The sequence below is a fragment of the Methylosinus sp. shoA genome, from assembly GCF_059718125.1.
This window is the reverse complement of record NZ_AP046091.1, coordinates 4,065,105-4,081,350: the sequence shown is the minus strand read 5'-3', so window position 1 is coordinate 4,081,350 and position 16,246 is coordinate 4,065,105. Positions and strand designations below refer to the sequence as shown.

The 16,246-nt window shown below is 63.2% G+C and carries 20 protein-coding genes; 11 read left to right on the top strand and 9 right to left on the bottom strand.

Annotated features, from left to right (window positions below; genetic code table 11):
- The first annotated feature begins 1 nt into the window (after position 1).
- The 7 genes from AC6IW9_RS19100 to AC6IW9_RS19070 all read left to right on the top strand — a co-directional run bounded on the left by AC6IW9_RS19100 (position 2) and on the right by AC6IW9_RS19070 (position 6,029).
- Complete coding sequence (locus AC6IW9_RS19100) at positions 2-784, top strand: NADH-quinone oxidoreductase subunit B family protein (protein ID WP_497766202.1); 783 nt, start codon at positions 2-4, stop codon at positions 782-784.
- Positions 774-2,066 (top strand): Ni/Fe hydrogenase subunit alpha, encoded by a 1,293-nt coding sequence (locus AC6IW9_RS19095; protein WP_497766199.1) that lies wholly within the window; start codon positions 774-776, stop codon positions 2,064-2,066. Before AC6IW9_RS19100 ends, AC6IW9_RS19095 begins: the two co-directional genes overlap by 11 nt.
- Positions 2,067-2,283: 217 nt before the next feature.
- A complete protein-coding gene (locus tag AC6IW9_RS19090; RefSeq protein ID WP_497766196.1) occupies positions 2,284-2,805 on the top strand; it encodes a hydrogenase maturation protease in 522 nt (173 codons plus the stop codon).
- 330 nt (positions 2,806-3,135) lie between these two features.
- Positions 3,136-3,318: an RNA-binding protein gene (locus AC6IW9_RS19085; RefSeq protein WP_497766193.1), complete on the top strand. Its 183-nt coding sequence runs from the start codon at positions 3,136-3,138 to the stop codon at positions 3,316-3,318.
- Positions 3,319-3,388: 70 nt separating this feature from the next.
- Positions 3,389-4,000 (top strand): hypothetical protein, encoded by a 612-nt coding sequence (locus tag AC6IW9_RS19080; RefSeq protein ID WP_497766190.1) that lies wholly within the window; start codon positions 3,389-3,391, stop codon positions 3,998-4,000.
- Positions 4,001-4,005: 5 nt separating this feature from the next.
- Positions 4,006-5,094, top strand: a complete 1,089-nt coding sequence (locus tag AC6IW9_RS19075; RefSeq protein ID WP_497766187.1) for a helix-turn-helix domain-containing protein — start codon at positions 4,006-4,008, stop codon at positions 5,092-5,094.
- Between the two features lie 44 nt (positions 5,095-5,138).
- On the top strand, positions 5,139-6,029 hold the full coding sequence (locus AC6IW9_RS19070) for an IS1 family transposase (RefSeq protein WP_497766184.1): 891 nt from the start codon (positions 5,139-5,141) through the stop codon (positions 6,027-6,029).
- A gap of 69 nt (positions 6,030-6,098) precedes the next feature.
- Here the strand turns inward: AC6IW9_RS19070 and AC6IW9_RS19065 are convergent, their stop codons facing one another.
- From AC6IW9_RS19065 to ffh, 4 genes are all read right to left on the bottom strand, one after another.
- Positions 6,099-7,052: an alpha/beta fold hydrolase gene (locus tag AC6IW9_RS19065; protein WP_497766181.1), complete on the bottom strand. Its 954-nt coding sequence runs from the start codon at positions 7,050-7,052 to the stop codon at positions 6,099-6,101.
- A 117-nt stretch (positions 7,053-7,169) separates the two neighbouring features.
- The gene (gene rimM / locus AC6IW9_RS19060) at positions 7,170-7,691 is read right to left on the bottom strand and encodes a ribosome maturation factor RimM (protein ID WP_497766178.1); all 522 of its coding nucleotides are present in this window, start codon (positions 7,689-7,691) and stop codon (positions 7,170-7,172) included.
- A 100-nt stretch (positions 7,692-7,791) separates the two neighbouring features.
- A complete protein-coding gene (gene rpsP, locus AC6IW9_RS19055) occupies positions 7,792-8,145 on the bottom strand; it encodes a 30S ribosomal protein S16 (RefSeq protein WP_497766176.1) in 354 nt (117 codons plus the stop codon).
- 69 nt (positions 8,146-8,214) lie between these two features.
- Positions 8,215-9,765, bottom strand: coding sequence for a signal recognition particle protein (gene ffh / locus AC6IW9_RS19050; RefSeq protein WP_497766174.1), 1,551 nt, complete (start codon positions 9,763-9,765; stop codon positions 8,215-8,217).
- A gap of 677 nt (positions 9,766-10,442) precedes the next feature.
- Here ffh and AC6IW9_RS19045 point away from each other — a divergent pair.
- The 3 genes from AC6IW9_RS19045 to AC6IW9_RS19035 are packed head-to-tail and all read left to right on the top strand — an operon-like array spanning position 10,443 to position 10,964.
- Positions 10,443-10,712: a dCTP deaminase domain-containing protein gene (locus tag AC6IW9_RS19045; RefSeq protein ID WP_497766172.1), complete on the top strand. Its 270-nt coding sequence runs from the start codon at positions 10,443-10,445 to the stop codon at positions 10,710-10,712.
- Complete coding sequence (locus AC6IW9_RS19040; RefSeq protein ID WP_497766169.1) at positions 10,684-10,878, top strand: dCTP deaminase domain-containing protein; 195 nt, start codon at positions 10,684-10,686, stop codon at positions 10,876-10,878. Before AC6IW9_RS19045 ends, AC6IW9_RS19040 begins: the two co-directional genes overlap by 29 nt.
- The gene (locus tag AC6IW9_RS19035; RefSeq protein WP_497766167.1) at positions 10,866-10,964 is read left to right on the top strand and encodes a hypothetical protein; all 99 of its coding nucleotides are present in this window, start codon (positions 10,866-10,868) and stop codon (positions 10,962-10,964) included. Before AC6IW9_RS19040 ends, AC6IW9_RS19035 begins: the two co-directional genes overlap by 13 nt.
- A 137-nt stretch (positions 10,965-11,101) precedes the next feature.
- Here AC6IW9_RS19035 and AC6IW9_RS19030 read toward each other — a convergent pair whose 3' ends face one another.
- The 5 genes from AC6IW9_RS19030 to arsC all read right to left on the bottom strand — a co-directional run bounded on the left by AC6IW9_RS19030 (position 11,102) and on the right by arsC (position 14,588).
- Positions 11,102-11,902 carry an HvfC/BufC family peptide modification chaperone gene (locus tag AC6IW9_RS19030; protein ID WP_497766164.1) on the bottom strand — a complete coding sequence of 267 codons (801 nt, stop codon included), beginning with the start codon at positions 11,900-11,902 and terminating at the stop codon, positions 11,102-11,104.
- Positions 11,899-12,747 carry an MNIO family bufferin maturase gene (bufB, locus tag AC6IW9_RS19025; protein WP_497766161.1) on the bottom strand — a complete coding sequence of 283 codons (849 nt, stop codon included), beginning with the start codon at positions 12,745-12,747 and terminating at the stop codon, positions 11,899-11,901. The genes AC6IW9_RS19030 and bufB overlap by 4 nt, the downstream gene beginning before the upstream one ends.
- A 205-nt stretch (positions 12,748-12,952) precedes the next feature.
- The gene (locus AC6IW9_RS19020) at positions 12,953-13,105 is read right to left on the bottom strand and encodes a hypothetical protein (RefSeq protein WP_497766158.1); all 153 of its coding nucleotides are present in this window, start codon (positions 13,103-13,105) and stop codon (positions 12,953-12,955) included.
- A 116-nt stretch (positions 13,106-13,221) separates the two neighbouring features.
- Entirely contained in the window at positions 13,222-14,115 is an 894-nt protein-coding gene (locus AC6IW9_RS19015) for an NAD(P)-dependent oxidoreductase (protein ID WP_497766155.1), read from the bottom strand.
- A gap of 122 nt (positions 14,116-14,237) precedes the next feature.
- The gene (gene arsC / locus AC6IW9_RS19010) at positions 14,238-14,588 is read right to left on the bottom strand and encodes an arsenate reductase (glutaredoxin) (protein ID WP_497766153.1); all 351 of its coding nucleotides are present in this window, start codon (positions 14,586-14,588) and stop codon (positions 14,238-14,240) included.
- A gap of 241 nt (positions 14,589-14,829) precedes the next feature.
- Between arsC and glmM the strand changes: the two genes are divergently transcribed.
- On the top strand, positions 14,830-16,179 hold the full coding sequence (gene glmM / locus AC6IW9_RS19005) for a phosphoglucosamine mutase (protein ID WP_497766151.1): 1,350 nt from the start codon (positions 14,830-14,832) through the stop codon (positions 16,177-16,179).
- The last annotated feature ends 67 nt before the right edge of the window (positions 16,180-16,246 follow it).

Genomic DNA, 16,246 nt, shown 5'->3' with positions numbered 1-16,246 from the left:
GATGAGCGCGGAAAAGCACAGGCCGCGGCTCGCGGTGTGGAAATTCGCCTCCTGCGACGGCTGCCAGCTCACGCTGCTCGATTGCGAGGACGAGCTGCTCGCCGTCGCGCAGGCGCTCGACATCGCCTATTTTCCCGAGGCGACGCGCGCCCCGATCCGCGGGACCTACGACCTTTCGCTCGTCGAAGGCTCGGTCACCACGCCGCATGACGCAGAGCGCATCCAGGACGTGCGGCGCCGCTCGCGCAGCCTCGTCACCATCGGCGCCTGCGCGACCGCGGGCGGCGTGCAGGCGCTGCGCAATTTCGCCGATGTGCGCGAATACGCCTCGATCGTCTATGCGCGTCCGGACTATATCCACACGCTCGCGACCTCGACGCCGATCGCCGCTCATGTGAAGGTCGATTTCGAATTGCGCGGCTGTCCGATCGACAAGAGCCGGCTGATCGAGGTGATCTCGGCTTTTCTCGCCGGCCGCAAGCCGGTGACGCCGGCGCACAGCGTCTGCCTGCAATGCAAGCTGAAGGGCAATGTCTGCGTGATGGTCGCGCATGGGACGCCCTGTCTCGGCCCTGTCACGCATGACGGTTGCGGCGCGCTCTGCCCCTCTTACGATCGCGGCTGCTACGGCTGCTTCGGCCCGATGGAGACGCCGAATGCGCCGTCGCTGAGCCGAAGGCTCGCCGGGCTCGGCATGGACGAGCGCGATCTGCGGCGCGTCTATCGCACCTTCAACGCCGACGCCGGACCGTTTCGCGAAGAGAGCGAGCGCCATGGGAAGTAGGACCATAAAGGTCGGCGCGCTCGCGCGCGTCGAGGGCGAGGGCGGGCTCGAGATCGTGATCCGCGACGGCGAAGTGAAGAGCGCCGCGCTGAATATATTCGAGCCGCCGCGTTTCTTCGAGGCGCTGCTGCGCGGGCGTGACTTCTCCGAGGCGCCGGACATCACGGCGCGCATCTGCGGCATCTGCCCCGTCGCTTATCAGATGAGCGCGGTCCATGCGATGGAGGTGGCGCTCGGCGTCGATGTGACGGGTCCGCTCGCCGATCTGCGCCGGTTGCTCTACTGCGGCGAATGGATCGAGAGCCACATGCTGCATGTGCATATGCTGCATGCGCCGGATTTCCTCGGCTATGCCGGCGGCGTCGAAATGGCGCGCGATCATGGCGACGTCGTGCGGCGCGGCCTTGCGATCAAGAAGGTCGGCAACGAGATCATGACGCTGGTCGGCGGCCGCGAGATTCATCCGATCAATGTGCGCGTCGGCGGTTTCTATCGCGCGCCGCGCAAGCGCGAGCTCGCCACGCTCGTCGACAAGCTCGAGCGCGCCAGGGACGCGGCGCTCGATGTCGTGCGCTTCGTCGCCGGCCTCGATTTTCCGGATTGCGAGCGCGACTACGTTTTCGTGTCGCTGCGGCATCCGGGCGAATATCCGTTCACGCGCGGCCGCATCGTGTCGAGCCGTGGCCTCGATATCGGCGCGTCGGAATTCGACGCGTATTTCGAGGAATTCCACGTCCAGCGCTCGACAGCGCTCCATGCGCGCATGCGCCACGGCGGCGGGCCTTACCTCGTCGGCCCGCTCGCGCGCTATGCGCTGAACTTCGCTTCTCTCTCGCCGCTCGCGCGGCAGGCCGCGCGCGAGGTGGGCCTCGGACCGGTCTGCGCAAATCCTTACCAGAGCATCATCGTGCGCGCGGTCGAGACGCTCTATGCGCTGGACGAAGCGCTGCGCATCATCGCCCGCTACGAGGAGCCCGATCGCCCCTTCATTGCCATCGAGCCGCGCGCGGGCGAGGGCGCGGCGGCGACCGAGGCGCCGCGCGGCATGTTGCATCATCGCTATCGGCTCGAGGCGGACGGGTCGATCGCTGACGCGGTCATCACGCCGCCGACGTCGCAAAACCAGAGCATGATCGAGGACGATCTGAAGAGCCTCGTCGGCCGCTTCCTCGATCTGCCGGAGGAGGAGCTGCGCCATCGCTGCGAGCAGACGGTGCGTAATTTCGATCCCTGCATCTCCTGCTCGACGCATTTCCTGCGGCTCGACATCGATCGCGCATAATGGCGTGCGTCATTCAAGTCGAAATGAGAAGCGAGCCTCGAGAATCCGACCGAACATCCCGCTCCCTCATCCTGAGGCGCTTCTGGCGGAACGCGAGAAGCCTCGAAGGATGTTCCAGAAGGCGTTGCTCATCGATCCTTCGAGACGCCCGCGTCGTGGGCTCCAGGGTGAAGGGGGCATTTTCCGTCGGGCTCTTCAGGCTCGTTTCTCGAAGCACATGTGCTACGATATGAAACGGCGCATCGTCATCGGCGTCGGCAATCTTCATCGCGGCGACGACGCCGCCGGCCGCCGCGCCGCGGCTCTGCTGCGCAATGCGGCGCCGCCCGGCGTCGAGCTCATCGAGCATGACGGCGAGGCGACGGCGCTGCTCGAGGCGATGGACGGCGCCGCGCAGGTGGTTCTCGTCGACGCTTGCGTCTCCGGCGCGCCTCTGGGCGCGGTGCGGCGTTTCGACGTTGCGCGCGAACCGCTGCCGCAAAACGAATTCGGCGCTTCTACGCATGGCTTCGGCCTCGCGGCGGCGATCGAGCTCGCCCGCGCGCTCGGCCACCTGCCGCCGGTCTGCGTCGTCTATGCGATCGAAGGCGAGTGCTTCGCGCATGGCGCGCCTTTGTCGTCCGCCGTGGAGGCGGGCGCGATCGAGGCGGCGCGACTCGCGCTCGCCGAATTCGAGCCGTCATCGCGAGCGGAGCGAAGCGATCCAGCGTCGCGGGGCGGCGGTAGTGTCTCAGTTTGAATTTTGAGGTCCTTGACACCGGCTCGCTAGGCCCGGTCTCCCGTGCTATGCTTGGCGGCATGGATAACCCTGAAAAAGTCCACCACTTCCTGGTCGAACGAGCCCCTGCTCGGTTCTGCGATGATTGCCTCTCAACGAAGACGGCAATTTCGCCTAGGCAGCAAATCAACGTCATAGCTCGTTCGCTTGGCCTGACCACGGATTTCGATCGAGCCAATGGGGCTTGTTCCGTCTGCAACCGAGAGAAAGAAGTAACGAGGGCTCTGCGCTATGCCGACTGGTCCTAAAGGCGAGAAACGCCCCGCCGACGCCATCGCGCGCGCCGTAAAGGTGATGCGCATCCTCACGGGGGAAGAGCCGGAGGATTACGGCAACGCGCCTGCCAAAAACCAAGCCGCAGCCGAACTCGGCCGCAAGGGCGGAAAGAAGCGCGCCGAGGGGATGACGCCCGAGCGGCGCGCCGAGATCGCGAAGAAGGCCGCCCAGAAAAGGTGGGAAAAGGCCGGCGCATAATTTCGTACATATTTTGATATTGTTTTTGTAAAACTCATGCCATAGTGTCGCGGCCAAGGGAGAATCACCCATGCCGCTGCCGCTGAGAGATTTTGTGCTGGAGGTGCTGCTTGAAAACGACCGCGGAGCGCGCGTCCACGCCGCTGTGCATCGCGCGTGGAAAACTGCCAGCGAAAAATACCCGGAGAGGGCGATCTGGCGACGCAAGGCGACGTTTCGCGGATTAATGTGGGAAGAAACAGTAAAAGAACTCGCTATAATAAGCAGCGAAGATGGCGATTTCGTGATTTTGGAGCATAGAGATACTGCCTCATTCATAGCGGAAGACTCTGTTCTGTTTCGAGTAAAGCATGCAGACATAGCTTTGACAACGTCAAACTATCCGACACAGGAAGCGCGTGATTTTGATAATCATGATGTAGACCTATATGGGTACACCGGCCTTCAGCGTGTTGAGATATGTTACGTGTTGAATGAGTTTGAAACTGACATTGTCTGGGTTGGAGTTTCTGCTCGTAGCAACGGACGTCATCTTTGGAAAATAGAGCTTTCAGATAAGGGGGTAGCGCCCGAAATTCCCACTCTACCTTTGGAAGCGGAAGAAGAGCACGACGCTACATCTCTCGCCAAGCTGAGGCGTTCCGCCGATGAAAAGGACAAGAAAGAAAAGGGAAGCGGCTGAAAGCTATGGCAAAGGAACTTAATACCGAACTGCTCCTCCTTGCGAGACAGTTTAGAGGCGCAAGCCAAGCAGATGTCGCAGAGGCTTCTGGTCTCGACCAGGGGCATTACTCTCGTATTGAGCGAGGGTTGTTGAACGCTTCGCCTTCTGAGGCTACTATTGATGCGATAATCAAAGCATTAAACTTTCCAATTGAGTTTTTTACTCAATCTGACGAGCTTTCTGGGCTTCCAATCAGTGTCCATGATGTGTCATGGAGAAAAAAGTCGTGTGTAAACGCTAGTGATTTGAAGAGACTTCACGCTGAACTAAATATCAGAACCATGCATATTCGTAGATTTTTGACTTCAATTGACATAGAATCTGAGTTGCCGTTGCCTCGCATAGACGTTGACGAAGCAGGCGGAGCTGAGGCTGTCGCCAAATTGATTAGGCGCGCTTGGATGATACCGGATGGCCCAATAAAAAGTCTTACTGCTATTTGCGAGCGCGCCGGTATAATTGTTATTGTCGCAAATTTTATAGAACACGTCGATGGGTTGACGATGCGTGGCCGTAATTTGCCACCCATGATATTTTTGAATGGTCGCGCTCCCGCCGATAGAATGAGGCATTCTTTGGCTCACGAGCTTGGGCATATGATCATGCATTCCGTTCCCCATGAAGATATGGAGGAACAGGCGGACGCTTTCGCTGGCGAGCTCCTGGTGCCAGCCAGCAAACTACGTTCTGATTTAATCGGCGGAAAAGTCACCCTTGAGCGGCTTGTTCAGCTCAAGAAATATTGGCGCGTTTCCGTGGCATCTTTGTTATATCGCGCTGGGTCCGCACGAGTTATTTCGGAAAATCAATCTTCATATTTGTGGCGTCAATTAAGCGCTCGCGGCTGGAGAAAGACAGAACCGGATGAAACACAATTTCCACGCGAGAGTGCAAAGTTGTTCGAGCGCATCATTGACCTTCACAAGAATGATTTAAATTATTCTTGTAGTGATTTTGCCAGAATGCTGTGCATTAGCGAGGACGACGTGCATGAGCTATACCGCATTGAGCCCGAGTCAAAAGGGCGACCGGTATTGCGGGTTGTGAAATGAAAAACTAGCTTGATGCTAAGCATAAAAGTTCATATGTTCGGGCTATGAACAAGCTCGACACCAAGACCCGCGCGCAAATCCTCGCCATGCTCTGCGAAGGCGCTTCGATGCGTTCCGTCTCCCGCTTGACGGATACCAGCATCAATACCGTGTCGAAGCTTCTGGTGGACGCGGGGCGCTTCTGCGCCGGCTTTCATGACGCCAAGGTTCGCGGCGTGAAGGCGAAGCGGGTTCAGGTCGATGAAGCTTGGGCGTTTTGCTACGCGAAGGAAAAGAACGTCGCCGATGCGAAGGCCGCGCCCGATGGCGCCGGCGACGTCTGGACGTGGACGGCGATCGAAGCCGATACGAAGCTTCTGATTTCCCACTTCTGCGGCGGTCGTGATGGCGAGTGCGCGGCGTGGTTCATGAACGACGTTGCGGAGCGCGTCGTTACGCGCATTCAGCTTACGAGCGATGGCCATAAGGCCTACCTTGAAGCGGTTGAAGGCGCGTTCGGCGCTGACGTCGATTACGCCATGCTCATCAAGCTCTATGGCGCGACGCCCGAAAGTGCCAAGGGCCGCTACAGCCCGGCGGATTGCACGGGGATCAAAAAGACGAAGATCGAAGGCAAGCCCGATATGGCGCACGTCTCGACCTCCTACGTCGAGCGCTCCAATCTCACGATGCGCATGGCGAACCGCAGATTTACGCGCCTCACGAATGCGTTCTCGAAAAAATTCGAGAACCATGCCCATATGGTCGCGATCTATGCTGTTTGGTACAATTTCCTTCGCATCCATAAAACGCTTCGCGTGACGCCGGCTATGGCCGCCAGCCTGTCTGATAGGGTCATGACGTGGGAGCAAATCGTCGAGGCGATGGACGCGGACGCGCCGAAGCCGGGAAAGCGCGGTCCCTACAAAAAGTCGGTCGAGGAAATTTCAAACTGAGACACTACCGGGGCGGCCCCTGAATTGCTTCGTCGCTGCGCTCCTCGCAATGACGGCCGGGCAGCCGCGTCAGCTCTCCGCCGGCGTCGCCTCGCCAGGAACGAAAGCGTCGAAGGCCGCCCAGAATTGCTCGCGCAATTCGTCGCGCTCCATCAACAGCTCGTGGCGCGCGCCGGGTATCGCGACCAGATTGCCGATCGGCAGGCGCCGCGCGAAACGTTCGATCGCGCGCGAGGAGACGATGCGGTCGCGGCCGCAGGAGAAGAGCAGCGCCGGCGCGCGAATGGCGTGCGCATATTCCGGCGCGGCGAATTGTTTCATCAGGCGGAAGGCGGCGTTGATCCAGCCGACCGTCGGATCGCCTATCGCGAGATGCGGCGCCGCGGCGAGCGCCTCGGCGTTGCGCAGGAAGCGCGCAGGGTCGGAGGTCAGACGATTGCCTTCGAAGGGCTCCTCGAACAGCGACTTGCCCGAGCCGCCCGGCACATACATGGCGCCGAGCCCGAACATGTCGAGCGTATCGGCGAGCGCGCGCGCGCCTTTGGGGAAGCGCAGGCCTTCGATGTCGATCATCGGCGCGAGCAGGATCAGCCGCTCGAAGGGCGAGCGGTTCGAATGGGCGCGGTCGAGCAGGATCGCCGCGCCCATGGAATGCGCGAGCGCGTGCCAGGGCCGCGGGCAGGAGAGCGTCAGCGTCTCGCCGATGAAGGCGTCGAGATCGCGCTGATAGAGCGCGAAATCGTCGATATGGCCCTTGCGCGGATCGGCGAGGTCGCGCTCCGAGCCGCCTTGTCCGCGCCAGTCCATCGTCGCGACGTGATAGCCGCGCGAGAGCAATTCGCCTGTCGTCTCGAAATATTTCTCGATGAACTCCGCCCGTCCCGGAAACAGCGCGATCGTGCCGCGCGGCTCGCCCTCGGGCGAGAAGGTCGCGACGCGCAGCCGCCGCTCGTCGGAGGTGCTCACGGCGAAGACCGAGCCGCGCGGCGGGACCGGATTATTCGGCGTTGCGACGAGCTCCACGAGCTTCTCCTGCGATCCGCCGTCCGCCGCTCTCGGCGGCCGCGCGATTCTCTCTGACGAGGCTTTATCGCATGGCGGAGCGAGCGGCAAAAGCGCGCGCATCATGAAGCGCGCGCATCATGAAGACGCGTCGGCCTGGTCGCTTTGGGGCAAGTCCACGACGATGCGGCCGCCCGCCACATCGACGAGCGGAACCACGGCCTTGGTGAAGGGCAGCAGCAAAGTCTCGCCGCCGTCCGGCGGCGCGATCTCCAGAATGTCGCCCGCGCCGAAATTGCGCACGGCGATCACGGCGCCGAGCGTCTCGCCCGCGCGCGTCTCGGCGCGCAGCCCTTCGAGATCGGCGAGATAGAATTCGTCTTCGTCGGGCGCCGGAAGCGCCTCGCGCGGGAGAAAGAGCTCGACGCCGGTCAGCGCCTCGGCGGCGGCGCGGTCGGCGACGCCCGCGAGTCGCGCGACGAACATGTCCTTGGCCAGAGGCCGCAGCGAGGAGATGACGAAGCGGCGCGCGCCGCTCGCGTCGAAGAGCGGGCCATAGGTGGAGATCGCCGCCGGATCGGCGGTGAAGCTCTGCAGGCGGATCTCGCCGCGCACGCCATGCGCGGCGCCGAGCCGCCCGAGCAGAACGGCGCCTTTCATGCGGCGGCGAGCGTCACTGCGAGGAGCGACAGCGACGAAGCGATCCAGGAGTCGCCCCGCGACTCTGGATTGCTTCGCTTCGCTCGCAATGACGGGTTCGTCACGCGGAGGCCGCGGCCTCGGCGGCCGCAGCTGCGGCGGCGGCGCGCTCCTGCGCTTTCTTTTTCGGCTGGGCCTTCTTTGGATTATTGTGCGGCTCGCGCTTGCCCACGCCGATGCTCTCGAGCAGGCGCTCGACGCGGTCGGTCGCCTGCGCCCCTTTGGCGATCCATTCCTTCGCCTTCTCGGCGTCGAGCACGAGGCGGTCGGCGGCGTCCTTCGGCTTCAAAGGATCGAAGGTGCCGAGCTTCTCGATGAAGCGGCCGTCGCGCGGCGAGCGCGAATCGGCGACGACGACGCGATAGAAGGGCCGCTTCTTGGCGCCGCCGCGGGAGAGTCTGATCTTCAGGGACATTCCAGTTTTCCTTTGTCGAGTGAGTGGTGAGTGGTGAGTGGCGCTGGTCTCTACTCACCACTCGTTTTTTCATTTCTTCTTCCCGAACGGATTGAGCCCGCTCAGAAAACCTCCGCCGCCGCCGAGCCCGGGCAGGGTCGGCTTGGGCGTGAATGCGGAAGCCGGCGGCGCGGCGGGAATGCCGGCGCCGGGGCCCGGGGAGGGCGGCGGCGCCCCGCCGCCCATCTTCTTCTGCAATTCGGCGATCTGCTCCTGGCTGGGCGCGGGCATGCCGCCGAGGCCCATCATCTGCGCCGCCTTGGACATCACGCCGCCGCGTTTCATGCCGCCCATCGCCTTCATCATGTCGGCCATCTGGCGGTGCTGCTTCAGGAGCTTGTTGATCTCCTCCACCTTCACGCCGGAGCCCGCCGCGATGCGGCGCTTGCGCGAGGCTTTGAGGATGTCGGGATTGCGCCGCTCCTTGGGCGTCATCGACTGGATGATGGCGCGCTGGCGCTTGAACATCTTGTCGTCGAGATTGGCGGAGGCGATCTGCTCCTTCATCTTGGCGACGCCGGGAAGCAGGCCCATGATGCCGCCGAAGCCGCCGACCTTTTCCATCAGCGCGAGCTGATCGGCCAAGTCCTGCAGGTCGAACTTGCCTTTGGCCATGCGCTCGGCGGCGCGCTGCGCCTGCTCGGCGTCGACCGCGGCGGCGGCCTTCTCGACGAGGGCTACGATGTCGCCCATGCCGAGAATGCGGTTGGCGATGCGCGCCGGCGAGAATTCGTCGAGCGCGTCCATCTTCTCGCCGGTGGCGATGAGCTTGATCGGCTTGCCGGTGACGGCGCGCATGGAGAGCGCCGCGCCGCCGCGGCCGTCGCCGTCGACGCGCGTCAGCACGATGCCGGTGAGGCCCACGCGATCGTCGAAATTCCTGGCGAGATTGACCGCGTCCTGGCCCGTGAGCGCGTCGACGACGAGCAGAATTTCGTGCGGTTTGGAGACGGCCTTGATCTGCGCCATCTCCTCCATCAGCGGCTCGTCGATATGGGTGCGGCCGGCGGTGTCGAGCAGCAGCACGTCATAGCCTTCGCGCCGCGCCGTCTCCTCGGCGCGCCTGGCGATCTTGACCGGATCCTGGCCCGGCACGATCGGCAGAGTGTCGACATTCACCTGCCGGCCGAGAATGGCGAGCTGCTCCTGCGCGGCCGGGCGCTTCACGTCGAGCGAGGCCATCAGCACGCGCTTGCCGTGACGCTCGGTCAGGCGCTTGGCGATCTTGGCGGTCGTCGTCGTCTTGCCGGCGCCCTGCAGGCCGACGAGCATGATGGGGACGGGCGGGGCGGCGTCGAGATCGATCGGCTGCGCGGTCGAGCCCAGGGTCTCGACCATGACGTCATTGACGATCTTGACGACCATCTGGCCGGGCGAGACCGACTTCACGACATTGGCGCCGACGGCCTTTTCCTGCACCTTGTCGGTGAAGGAGCGCACGACGTCGAGCGCGACATCCGCCTCGAGCAGGGCGCGGCGCACCTCGCGCATGGCCTCGGCGACATCGGCCTCGGTCAGCGCGCCGCGTCGCGTGAGCTTGTCGAATATGCCGGAGAGCTTGTCGGAAAGGCCCTCGAACATGCGTGTCTCCTGCGGGAGCGAGTAGCGCGAGTAGCGAATGGCGAGTAGAGCCGAAGCTCGATCTATTCGCTACTCGCCATTCGCTTCTCCAAAGCAAATCGCGCCCGGGGGCGCATCGCGCTGCCGGGCGTTGACCCTTCGCCTCGCGGGCGAATGGGCGGGTCCGAGATCTCTCATGAGACCGTCATCTCTGACGAGATTGCCCGCCTTTTAGGCGGGGCGGGGCGGGGAGTCAATGTGGGGTTGTGGGCCAGTTTGATTGTGGCGGCATATGGAAGGCCATGTCAGAAAAGCGTTGCGTTGTTCCCTGTAAGTTCTAGTTTTGAAAAACGATCTGTAAGTGGGCGCGCTGAGAGGGTGTGCTACGCGTCAAGGAATAAAGAAGCTCTCAGATTCGAACGGGACCAGGAGGCGGCTATGATGAGACTCAAAGTGAAAGAACTCGGGGAAGGATTGCATCATAGCGAGGTCGTCGTTAGCATCCATACCAATTCCGGCGATGAGGGCCTCGTGCTCGGAAAGCGCTCTGTGGCGGATGGATATATCCAAGTCGGCTACCCGATACGGAGTGAAGGGAATGCTTTTTTGGTGGAACTCCCGAGAGAGACATCTTCTGGGAAATGGCGCGTCTGGGTCGATAGAGGGCAATTAGAGACCACTTCGGGGAAAGTCGTCGCGTGCTTCTTACAGATAGAGAAATTCGTACAGCGATTCGGGAAGGGGCGATCATTATCGATCCGATCCTTTCCGAAGAAGCTTACAGCTCTACGAGTGTGGACCTTACTTTAGATCCAGTTCTTACTATATTCAACGAGCAAAAAGCCGACATCGGCATAGACACTGTTTTTGATCCTATGAAACGTAAGGTTGGCGCCGAGGAGGCGCTAAAAGAGGTTACAACGAAAGTTACGATGCCAGATGATGGCTATATACTTAAAGAGGGATAATCTTATATTAGCTTTTACAAGAGAGTCTGTCGACCTGAGGCTTGACACAAAATATGCAGCACGCGTCGAAGGGAAGAGCTCTTTAGCGCGTTTAGGCCTTTCAGTGCACATAACCGCGCCGCTATACATGCTGGTTTTGACGGGTGTGTTCGCTTGGAGATCGTAAACCATGGGCCACTCCCGATTAAGCTACGATCTGGTATGGCGATATGCCAGTTGATATTTGAACAAACATTAGGCACGCCAGATTAAGGGTTACAATGGGCAATTTTCTGGGCAGAAGTCGGATTGATCGGTTCTTGACGACGCCCGCTCTCACTTCTCGAGCACTTCAACACTATCTCTCATTTCCTATAAGCTTTTCGTGACGCCGGCGGCCTGACGCCGAGCTATTCGCTCTCCGACCCCTCCCGCACCCCCGCCGACACCACCAGCCCCTCCTCGAACCAGCCGGTGAGCAATTGTGCGATGCGCTCGGGCGAGGCTTCGCTCTCGTCGCGGAAGGCCGCCATCTGGCAGATGTCGCCGAAGGCGTGGCCCTCGAGCGCGAGCGAGAGCGCCAGGAACTCGTCGGGCTCGAGCCGGCGATAGACGGAGTCGAGATCGGCGCGCCAGACGGCGACGTGTTCCGTCCCCGCGCCCGCCTCGGGAAGCTCGGCGCCCTCCGTGGCCGCTGCATGCGTCGCCGTCGTGCCGGCCGCGAGCTCGAGCAGAATGAGGCTCGGATGAAAGCCGAAGACGAGGCGCGGCCAATCGTCCGGCGCGAAGCCGGCGAGCGCGTCGAGGCGCAGGGAGTCCGCGTCCGCCGCGTCGAAAGCGTCGGTCAGCGCCCGTTCGAACGAGGCGAGATCGATCGCCCGCGCATGCGCGGGCCCGTCGTCGCTCCCCCGCATGAAATCGGGAAGCCGGCTCGTATACCAGCGCGCATTACATTTGCGAGACGGCTCGGCGTCGATATAGGCGTCGGCGAGCGCCTGAAACGCCTCCTCGCCGAGGAGCGCGCGCAACGCCGGATAATCGGCGATGAGAAATTCGACGAGGCGCAGATGATAGGCGTTCACATAGACGCCGAACAGGGTCGTGCGGTCGGCGCGCCGAGAATTCTTGACGCAATCGAGAATGGTCGCGCCGTCCTCGTGTCCGGCGAGCACGCCGGCCTGGAAGCGCGCCTGCAGCTCGGCGAGAGTCATGCGGCGACGCTCCTCTCTCCCTCCGCGTCGATGCGCGCCGCGATCTCGCGCAGGCGCCCGAGCTCGGCGAGCAGATCGCCGAAAGGCGGGAAATTATCGTCGCGCTCGATCATGGTCGAGATCTCGCCGAAGCGCCGCCGCGCGCGCTCGAAGAGCGCGAACACGTCCTTGCAGACCGGCTGATCGTGCGTGTCGATGCGATGCGTGCCATTGTCGGTATGTCCGGCCATATGGAACTGCACGACGCGCTCGACCGGAATGGCGTCGATGAAGGCGTTCGGATCGAAGCCATGATTGAAGCCCGAGACGAAGACATTGTTGACATCGAGCAGCAGCAGGCAATCGGCGCGGCGGGCGAGCTCGGCGATGAAGTCCCATTCGCTCATCTCGGATTCGCGAAAGGTCACATAGGTCGAGGCGTTCTCGACGACGAGCCGGCGGCCGAGGAAATCCTGCACGCGCAGGATGCGCTCGGCGACGTGATCGAGCGCCTCGCGCGTATAGGGAATCGGCAGGAGATCATGCAGGCTGATCCCGTGCACGCCGGTCCAGGCGAGATGATCGGAGACCCAGGCCGGCTCGACGCGCTCGGCGAGCGCCTTCAATTCGCGCAGATAGTCGAAATCGAGCGGGTCGGTCGAGGCGAGCGACATGGCGACGCCGTGCATCACGATCGGATAATCGGCGCGCACGCGCTCGAGCATGGCGGTCGGCCGGCCGCCGCCGGTCATGTAGTTTTCGGAGATGATCTCGAACCAATCGATATCGGGATGGGTGGAGAGGATCTCCTCGTAATAGAGGGGTCTTAGGCCGAGGCCGAATCCGAGCGGCGCGGGTCGCGTCATGGTCGTTCCTCCTAGAGCGCTTTCCGCTCGAACGGTCGTTCGAGCGATTAGAATTCGCTCCAAACGAAAAGCTGGCGCGCTCCTCGCGCGGCTCCCCGCTACGAGACCGACCGCACCGGCGCGATCGATCGACTGCGGTTCAGTTGGCCCTAGCAGGCTTTGGAGCCGCAGCCCGCCTCGTGGCGCTTGCAGGCGCCCTTCTTGGTCATGCGCTTCGTTTTACCCCCGCACTGACCTTTTTCCATAGTGCATGATGCTTGGAATGCTTGGCGGCGGCATGCGTCGAAACGCCGCCGGCGAGCGCCGGCGCGATGGCCGCAGCCGCGAGGGTCGAGCCCGAAACGATCTTGGACTTCATTGTCGTTCTCCCAATTCCGCCTTCCTCCTCCGCGGAAGCGCGAGCCGGGCCTGCGGACCCATCGTGACCATAGCATTGGCGCCCGTATTTGAAAGAATGTTCTCCCCGAGGCGCGGCTATGTGCTGCTGCGCTGAGCGCGCAGCCGCGCGATGAGGCTGGAGGTGTCCCAGCGCCTCCCGCCCATGCGCTCGACCTCGGCGTAGAACTGATCGACCAGCGCGGCGACCGGCAGGCTCGCGCCGTTGCGGCGGGCCTCCGCCAGGCAGATGGCGATGTCTTTGCGCATCCATTCGACCGCGAAGCCGAAGTCGAACTCGCCGGCGAGCATGGTCGCGTGGCGATTCTCCATCTGCCACGACTGCGCCGCGCCATTCTTGATGAGATCGACCACGGCCTCGCCGTCGAGCCCGGCGCGCGTCGCGAAGTCCAGCGCCTCGGCGAGGCTCTGCACCAGCCCGGCGATGCAGATCTGATTGACCATTTTGGTGAGCTGGCCGGCGCCGGGGGGCCCCATCAGCCGGCAGGCGCGGGCGTAAGCGGCGACGACCGGCTCGACTTTTTCGAAATCCTCCGGCGCGCCGCCGCACATCACTGTGAGCGCGCCTTTTTCCGCGCCCGCCTGGCCGCCGGAGATCGGCGCGTCGACGAAGCCGAGGCCCATCGCCTTCGCGCGCGCGTTCAATTCGCGCGCGATCTCGGCCGAGGCGGTGGTGTGGTCGACGAAGACCGCTCCGCGCTTCATGCCATGAAAGGCGCCCTCGGGGCCGATCGTCACCTGCCGCAGATCGTCGTCATTGCCGACGCAGGCGAAGACGACCTCGGCGCCCTCGGCGGCGGCGCGCGGCGTCGGCGCGGTGGCCGCTCCGGGGAATTGTGCGGCGAAGCGGGCCGCCTTCTCGGCGGTGCGGTTATAGACGGCGACGCGATGGCCGCGCGCGTGCAGGTGGCCGGCCATGGGATAGCCCATGACGCCGAGGCCGAGAAAGGCGACAGTTTTCGAAGCGGTCACGAGTTTGAAGTCTCCTTGGCGTGGCGCCGCCGATAAGGCAAACCGAGTATCCCGTCCATCGACGAAAAAGGGCGCTCCCTTCTCCCGCAGAGTGGGAGAAGGGACGCGCGTCGCGGCCCTGCTCACTTCAGCAGCGTCTCCACCACCTCCGGGGGGCGGCACAGCGCCGCCTTGCCGTCGACGACGACAATCGGCCGCTCGATCAGTATCGGATGCGCCTCGATCGCGTCGAAAATCTTCTCGTCGCCGAGAGAGGCGTCGTCGAGCCCGAGCTCGGCATAGGGCGTTCCCCGCTCGCGCAGAATGTCGCGGACCCCTTTCCCCATTGACTTCAGTAGTGATTTCAATGCCTTACGGTCAGGGGGCGTCTTCAGATAATTGACCACCTCGGGCTCGAGGCCCGCTTCTTTGAGCCGGGCGAGCACCTTGCGGGACGTTCCACAGGCCGGATTATGATAGATGACGACGCGCATCCTATCCTGCCCCCTTCGACGGGACGCGCCCGCCATGCTACAAGCGACGACGCCTCGCCCGCGCCGTTAACCATCGGCGCGAAAGGCGACGCGCTCATCGTGATTGTAGCGATATTTTTTAAGGGCGATTCTCATGGCCGTCGAGAACGGAGTCGGGACCGTCCGAAAATGCCCACAATCGGACGCTCATTTCATCCCGGCCGAGCGCGGCCGGAACATTTTCTCGGGAGAAAAGAGGCACATGACGCGCAGCTATTTCGGCACGGACGGCATTCGCGGCAGGGCCAATCAGAAGATCACGCCCGAGCTGGCGATGAAGGTCGGGCAGGCCGCCGGCCTCATCTTCAATCGCGACGGCGAGCGCCGCCATCGCGTCGTCATCGGCAAGGACACGCGCCTCTCCGGCTATATGATCGAATATGCGCTGGTCGCCGGCTTTACTTCGGTCGGCATGGACGTTCTGCTGCTCGGCCCCATGCCGACGCCGGCCGTCGCCATGCTCACCCGCTCGATGCGCGCCGATCTCGGCGTGATGATCTCCGCCTCGCACAATCTCTACGAGGACAACGGCATCAAGCTGTTCGGCCCGGACGCCTACAAGCTCTCCGACGAGACCGAGGCCGAGATCGAGAAGCTGATCGAGCGCGATCTGACGGCGAGGCTCGCCGGTCCGCAGGGCTTCGGCCGCGCCAAGCGCGTCGAGGACGTGCGCGCCCGCTATATCGAATACGCCAAGCGCACGCTGCCGCGGAACATGAGCTTCGAGGGGCTGCGCGTGGTGCTCGATTGCGCCAACGGCGCCGCCTACAAGGTCGCGCCGGAGGCTCTGTGGGAGCTCGGCGCCGAGGTCATCACCATCGGCGACGCGCCCGACGGCTTCAACATCAACCGCGACGTCGGCTCCACCGCGCCGCAGAAGCTCAAGGAGAAGGTGCGCGAGATGCGTGCCGATGTCGGCATCGCGCTCGACGGCGACGCCGATCGCGTCATCATGGTCGACGAGCTCGGCCACATCGTCGACGGCGACCAGCTGATGGCGGTCGTCGCGCGCAGCTGGCGCGACGAGGGATGGCTGGCCAAGCCCGGCGTCGTGGCGACGATCATGTCCAATCTCGGCCTCGAGCGCTATCTCGCCTCGCTCGGCCTGACGCTCGAGCGCACCGCCGTCGGCGACCGCTATGTGATCGAGCGCATGCGCGAGCGCGGCTATAACGTCGGCGGCGAGCAGTCCGGCCATGTGATCCTCTCGGATTATTCGACGACCGGCGACGGCCTCGTCACCGCCATGCAGGCGCTCGCCGCGGTCAAGAAGCTCGGGCGGCGCGTCAGCGAGGTCTGCCGCTGCTTCGATCCGCTGCCGCAAGTCTTGAAGAATGTGCGCGTGCGCGGGTCCCACGCGCTCGAGGAGGAGGTCGTCGTCGCGGCGATCGAGGCGGGCAAGCGCCGGCTCGACGGCGCCGGGCGTCTGGTGATCCGTCCCTCGGGCACGGAGCCGGTCATCCGCGTGATGGGCGAGGGCGAGAATCCCGATCTCGTGACCAGCGTCGTCGACGACATTTGCGACGCGCTGACGCGGGCCGAGGCGGCCTGACGGATCAGTCGAATCCGGACGCGCGCTCCTTCTCCCGCAGAGCGGGAGAAGGCGGCCCTCGCGTCAG

Excerpts from the sequence above, each read along its gene's own strand:
- AC6IW9_RS19080 (WP_497766190.1), top strand. The coding sequence starts at position 3,389 with ATGCCGCTGCCGCTGAGAGATTTTGTGCTGGAGGTGCTGCTTGAAAAC.
- rimM (WP_497766178.1), bottom strand. The coding sequence starts at position 7,691 with ATGAAAGGCGCCGTTCTGCTCGGGCGGCTCGGCGCCGCGCATGGCGTG.
- AC6IW9_RS19095 (WP_497766199.1), top strand. The coding sequence starts at position 774 with ATGGGAAGTAGGACCATAAAGGTCGGCGCGCTCGCGCGCGTCGAGGGC.
- AC6IW9_RS19075 (WP_497766187.1), top strand. The coding sequence starts at position 4,006 with ATGGCAAAGGAACTTAATACCGAACTGCTCCTCCTTGCGAGACAGTTT.
- AC6IW9_RS19100 (WP_497766202.1), top strand. The coding sequence starts at position 2 with ATGAGCGCGGAAAAGCACAGGCCGCGGCTCGCGGTGTGGAAATTCGCC.
- glmM (WP_497766151.1), top strand. The coding sequence starts at position 14,830 with ATGACGCGCAGCTATTTCGGCACGGACGGCATTCGCGGCAGGGCCAAT.
- AC6IW9_RS19030 (WP_497766164.1), bottom strand. The coding sequence starts at position 11,902 with ATGACTCTCGCCGAGCTGCAGGCGCGCTTCCAGGCCGGCGTGCTCGCC.
- AC6IW9_RS19090 (WP_497766196.1), top strand. The coding sequence starts at position 2,284 with ATGTGCTACGATATGAAACGGCGCATCGTCATCGGCGTCGGCAATCTT.
- ffh (WP_497766174.1), bottom strand. The coding sequence starts at position 9,765 with ATGTTCGAGGGCCTTTCCGACAAGCTCTCCGGCATATTCGACAAGCTC.
- AC6IW9_RS19040 (WP_497766169.1), top strand. The coding sequence starts at position 10,684 with ATGATGGCTATATACTTAAAGAGGGATAATCTTATATTAGCTTTTACA.
- AC6IW9_RS19070 (WP_497766184.1), top strand. The coding sequence starts at position 5,139 with ATGAACAAGCTCGACACCAAGACCCGCGCGCAAATCCTCGCCATGCTC.
- bufB (WP_497766161.1), bottom strand. The coding sequence starts at position 12,747 with ATGACGCGACCCGCGCCGCTCGGATTCGGCCTCGGCCTAAGACCCCTC.
- AC6IW9_RS19020 (WP_497766158.1), bottom strand. The coding sequence starts at position 13,105 with ATGAAGTCCAAGATCGTTTCGGGCTCGACCCTCGCGGCTGCGGCCATC.
- arsC (WP_497766153.1), bottom strand. The coding sequence starts at position 14,588 with ATGCGCGTCGTCATCTATCATAATCCGGCCTGTGGAACGTCCCGCAAG.
- rpsP (WP_497766176.1), bottom strand. The coding sequence starts at position 8,145 with ATGTCCCTGAAGATCAGACTCTCCCGCGGCGGCGCCAAGAAGCGGCCC.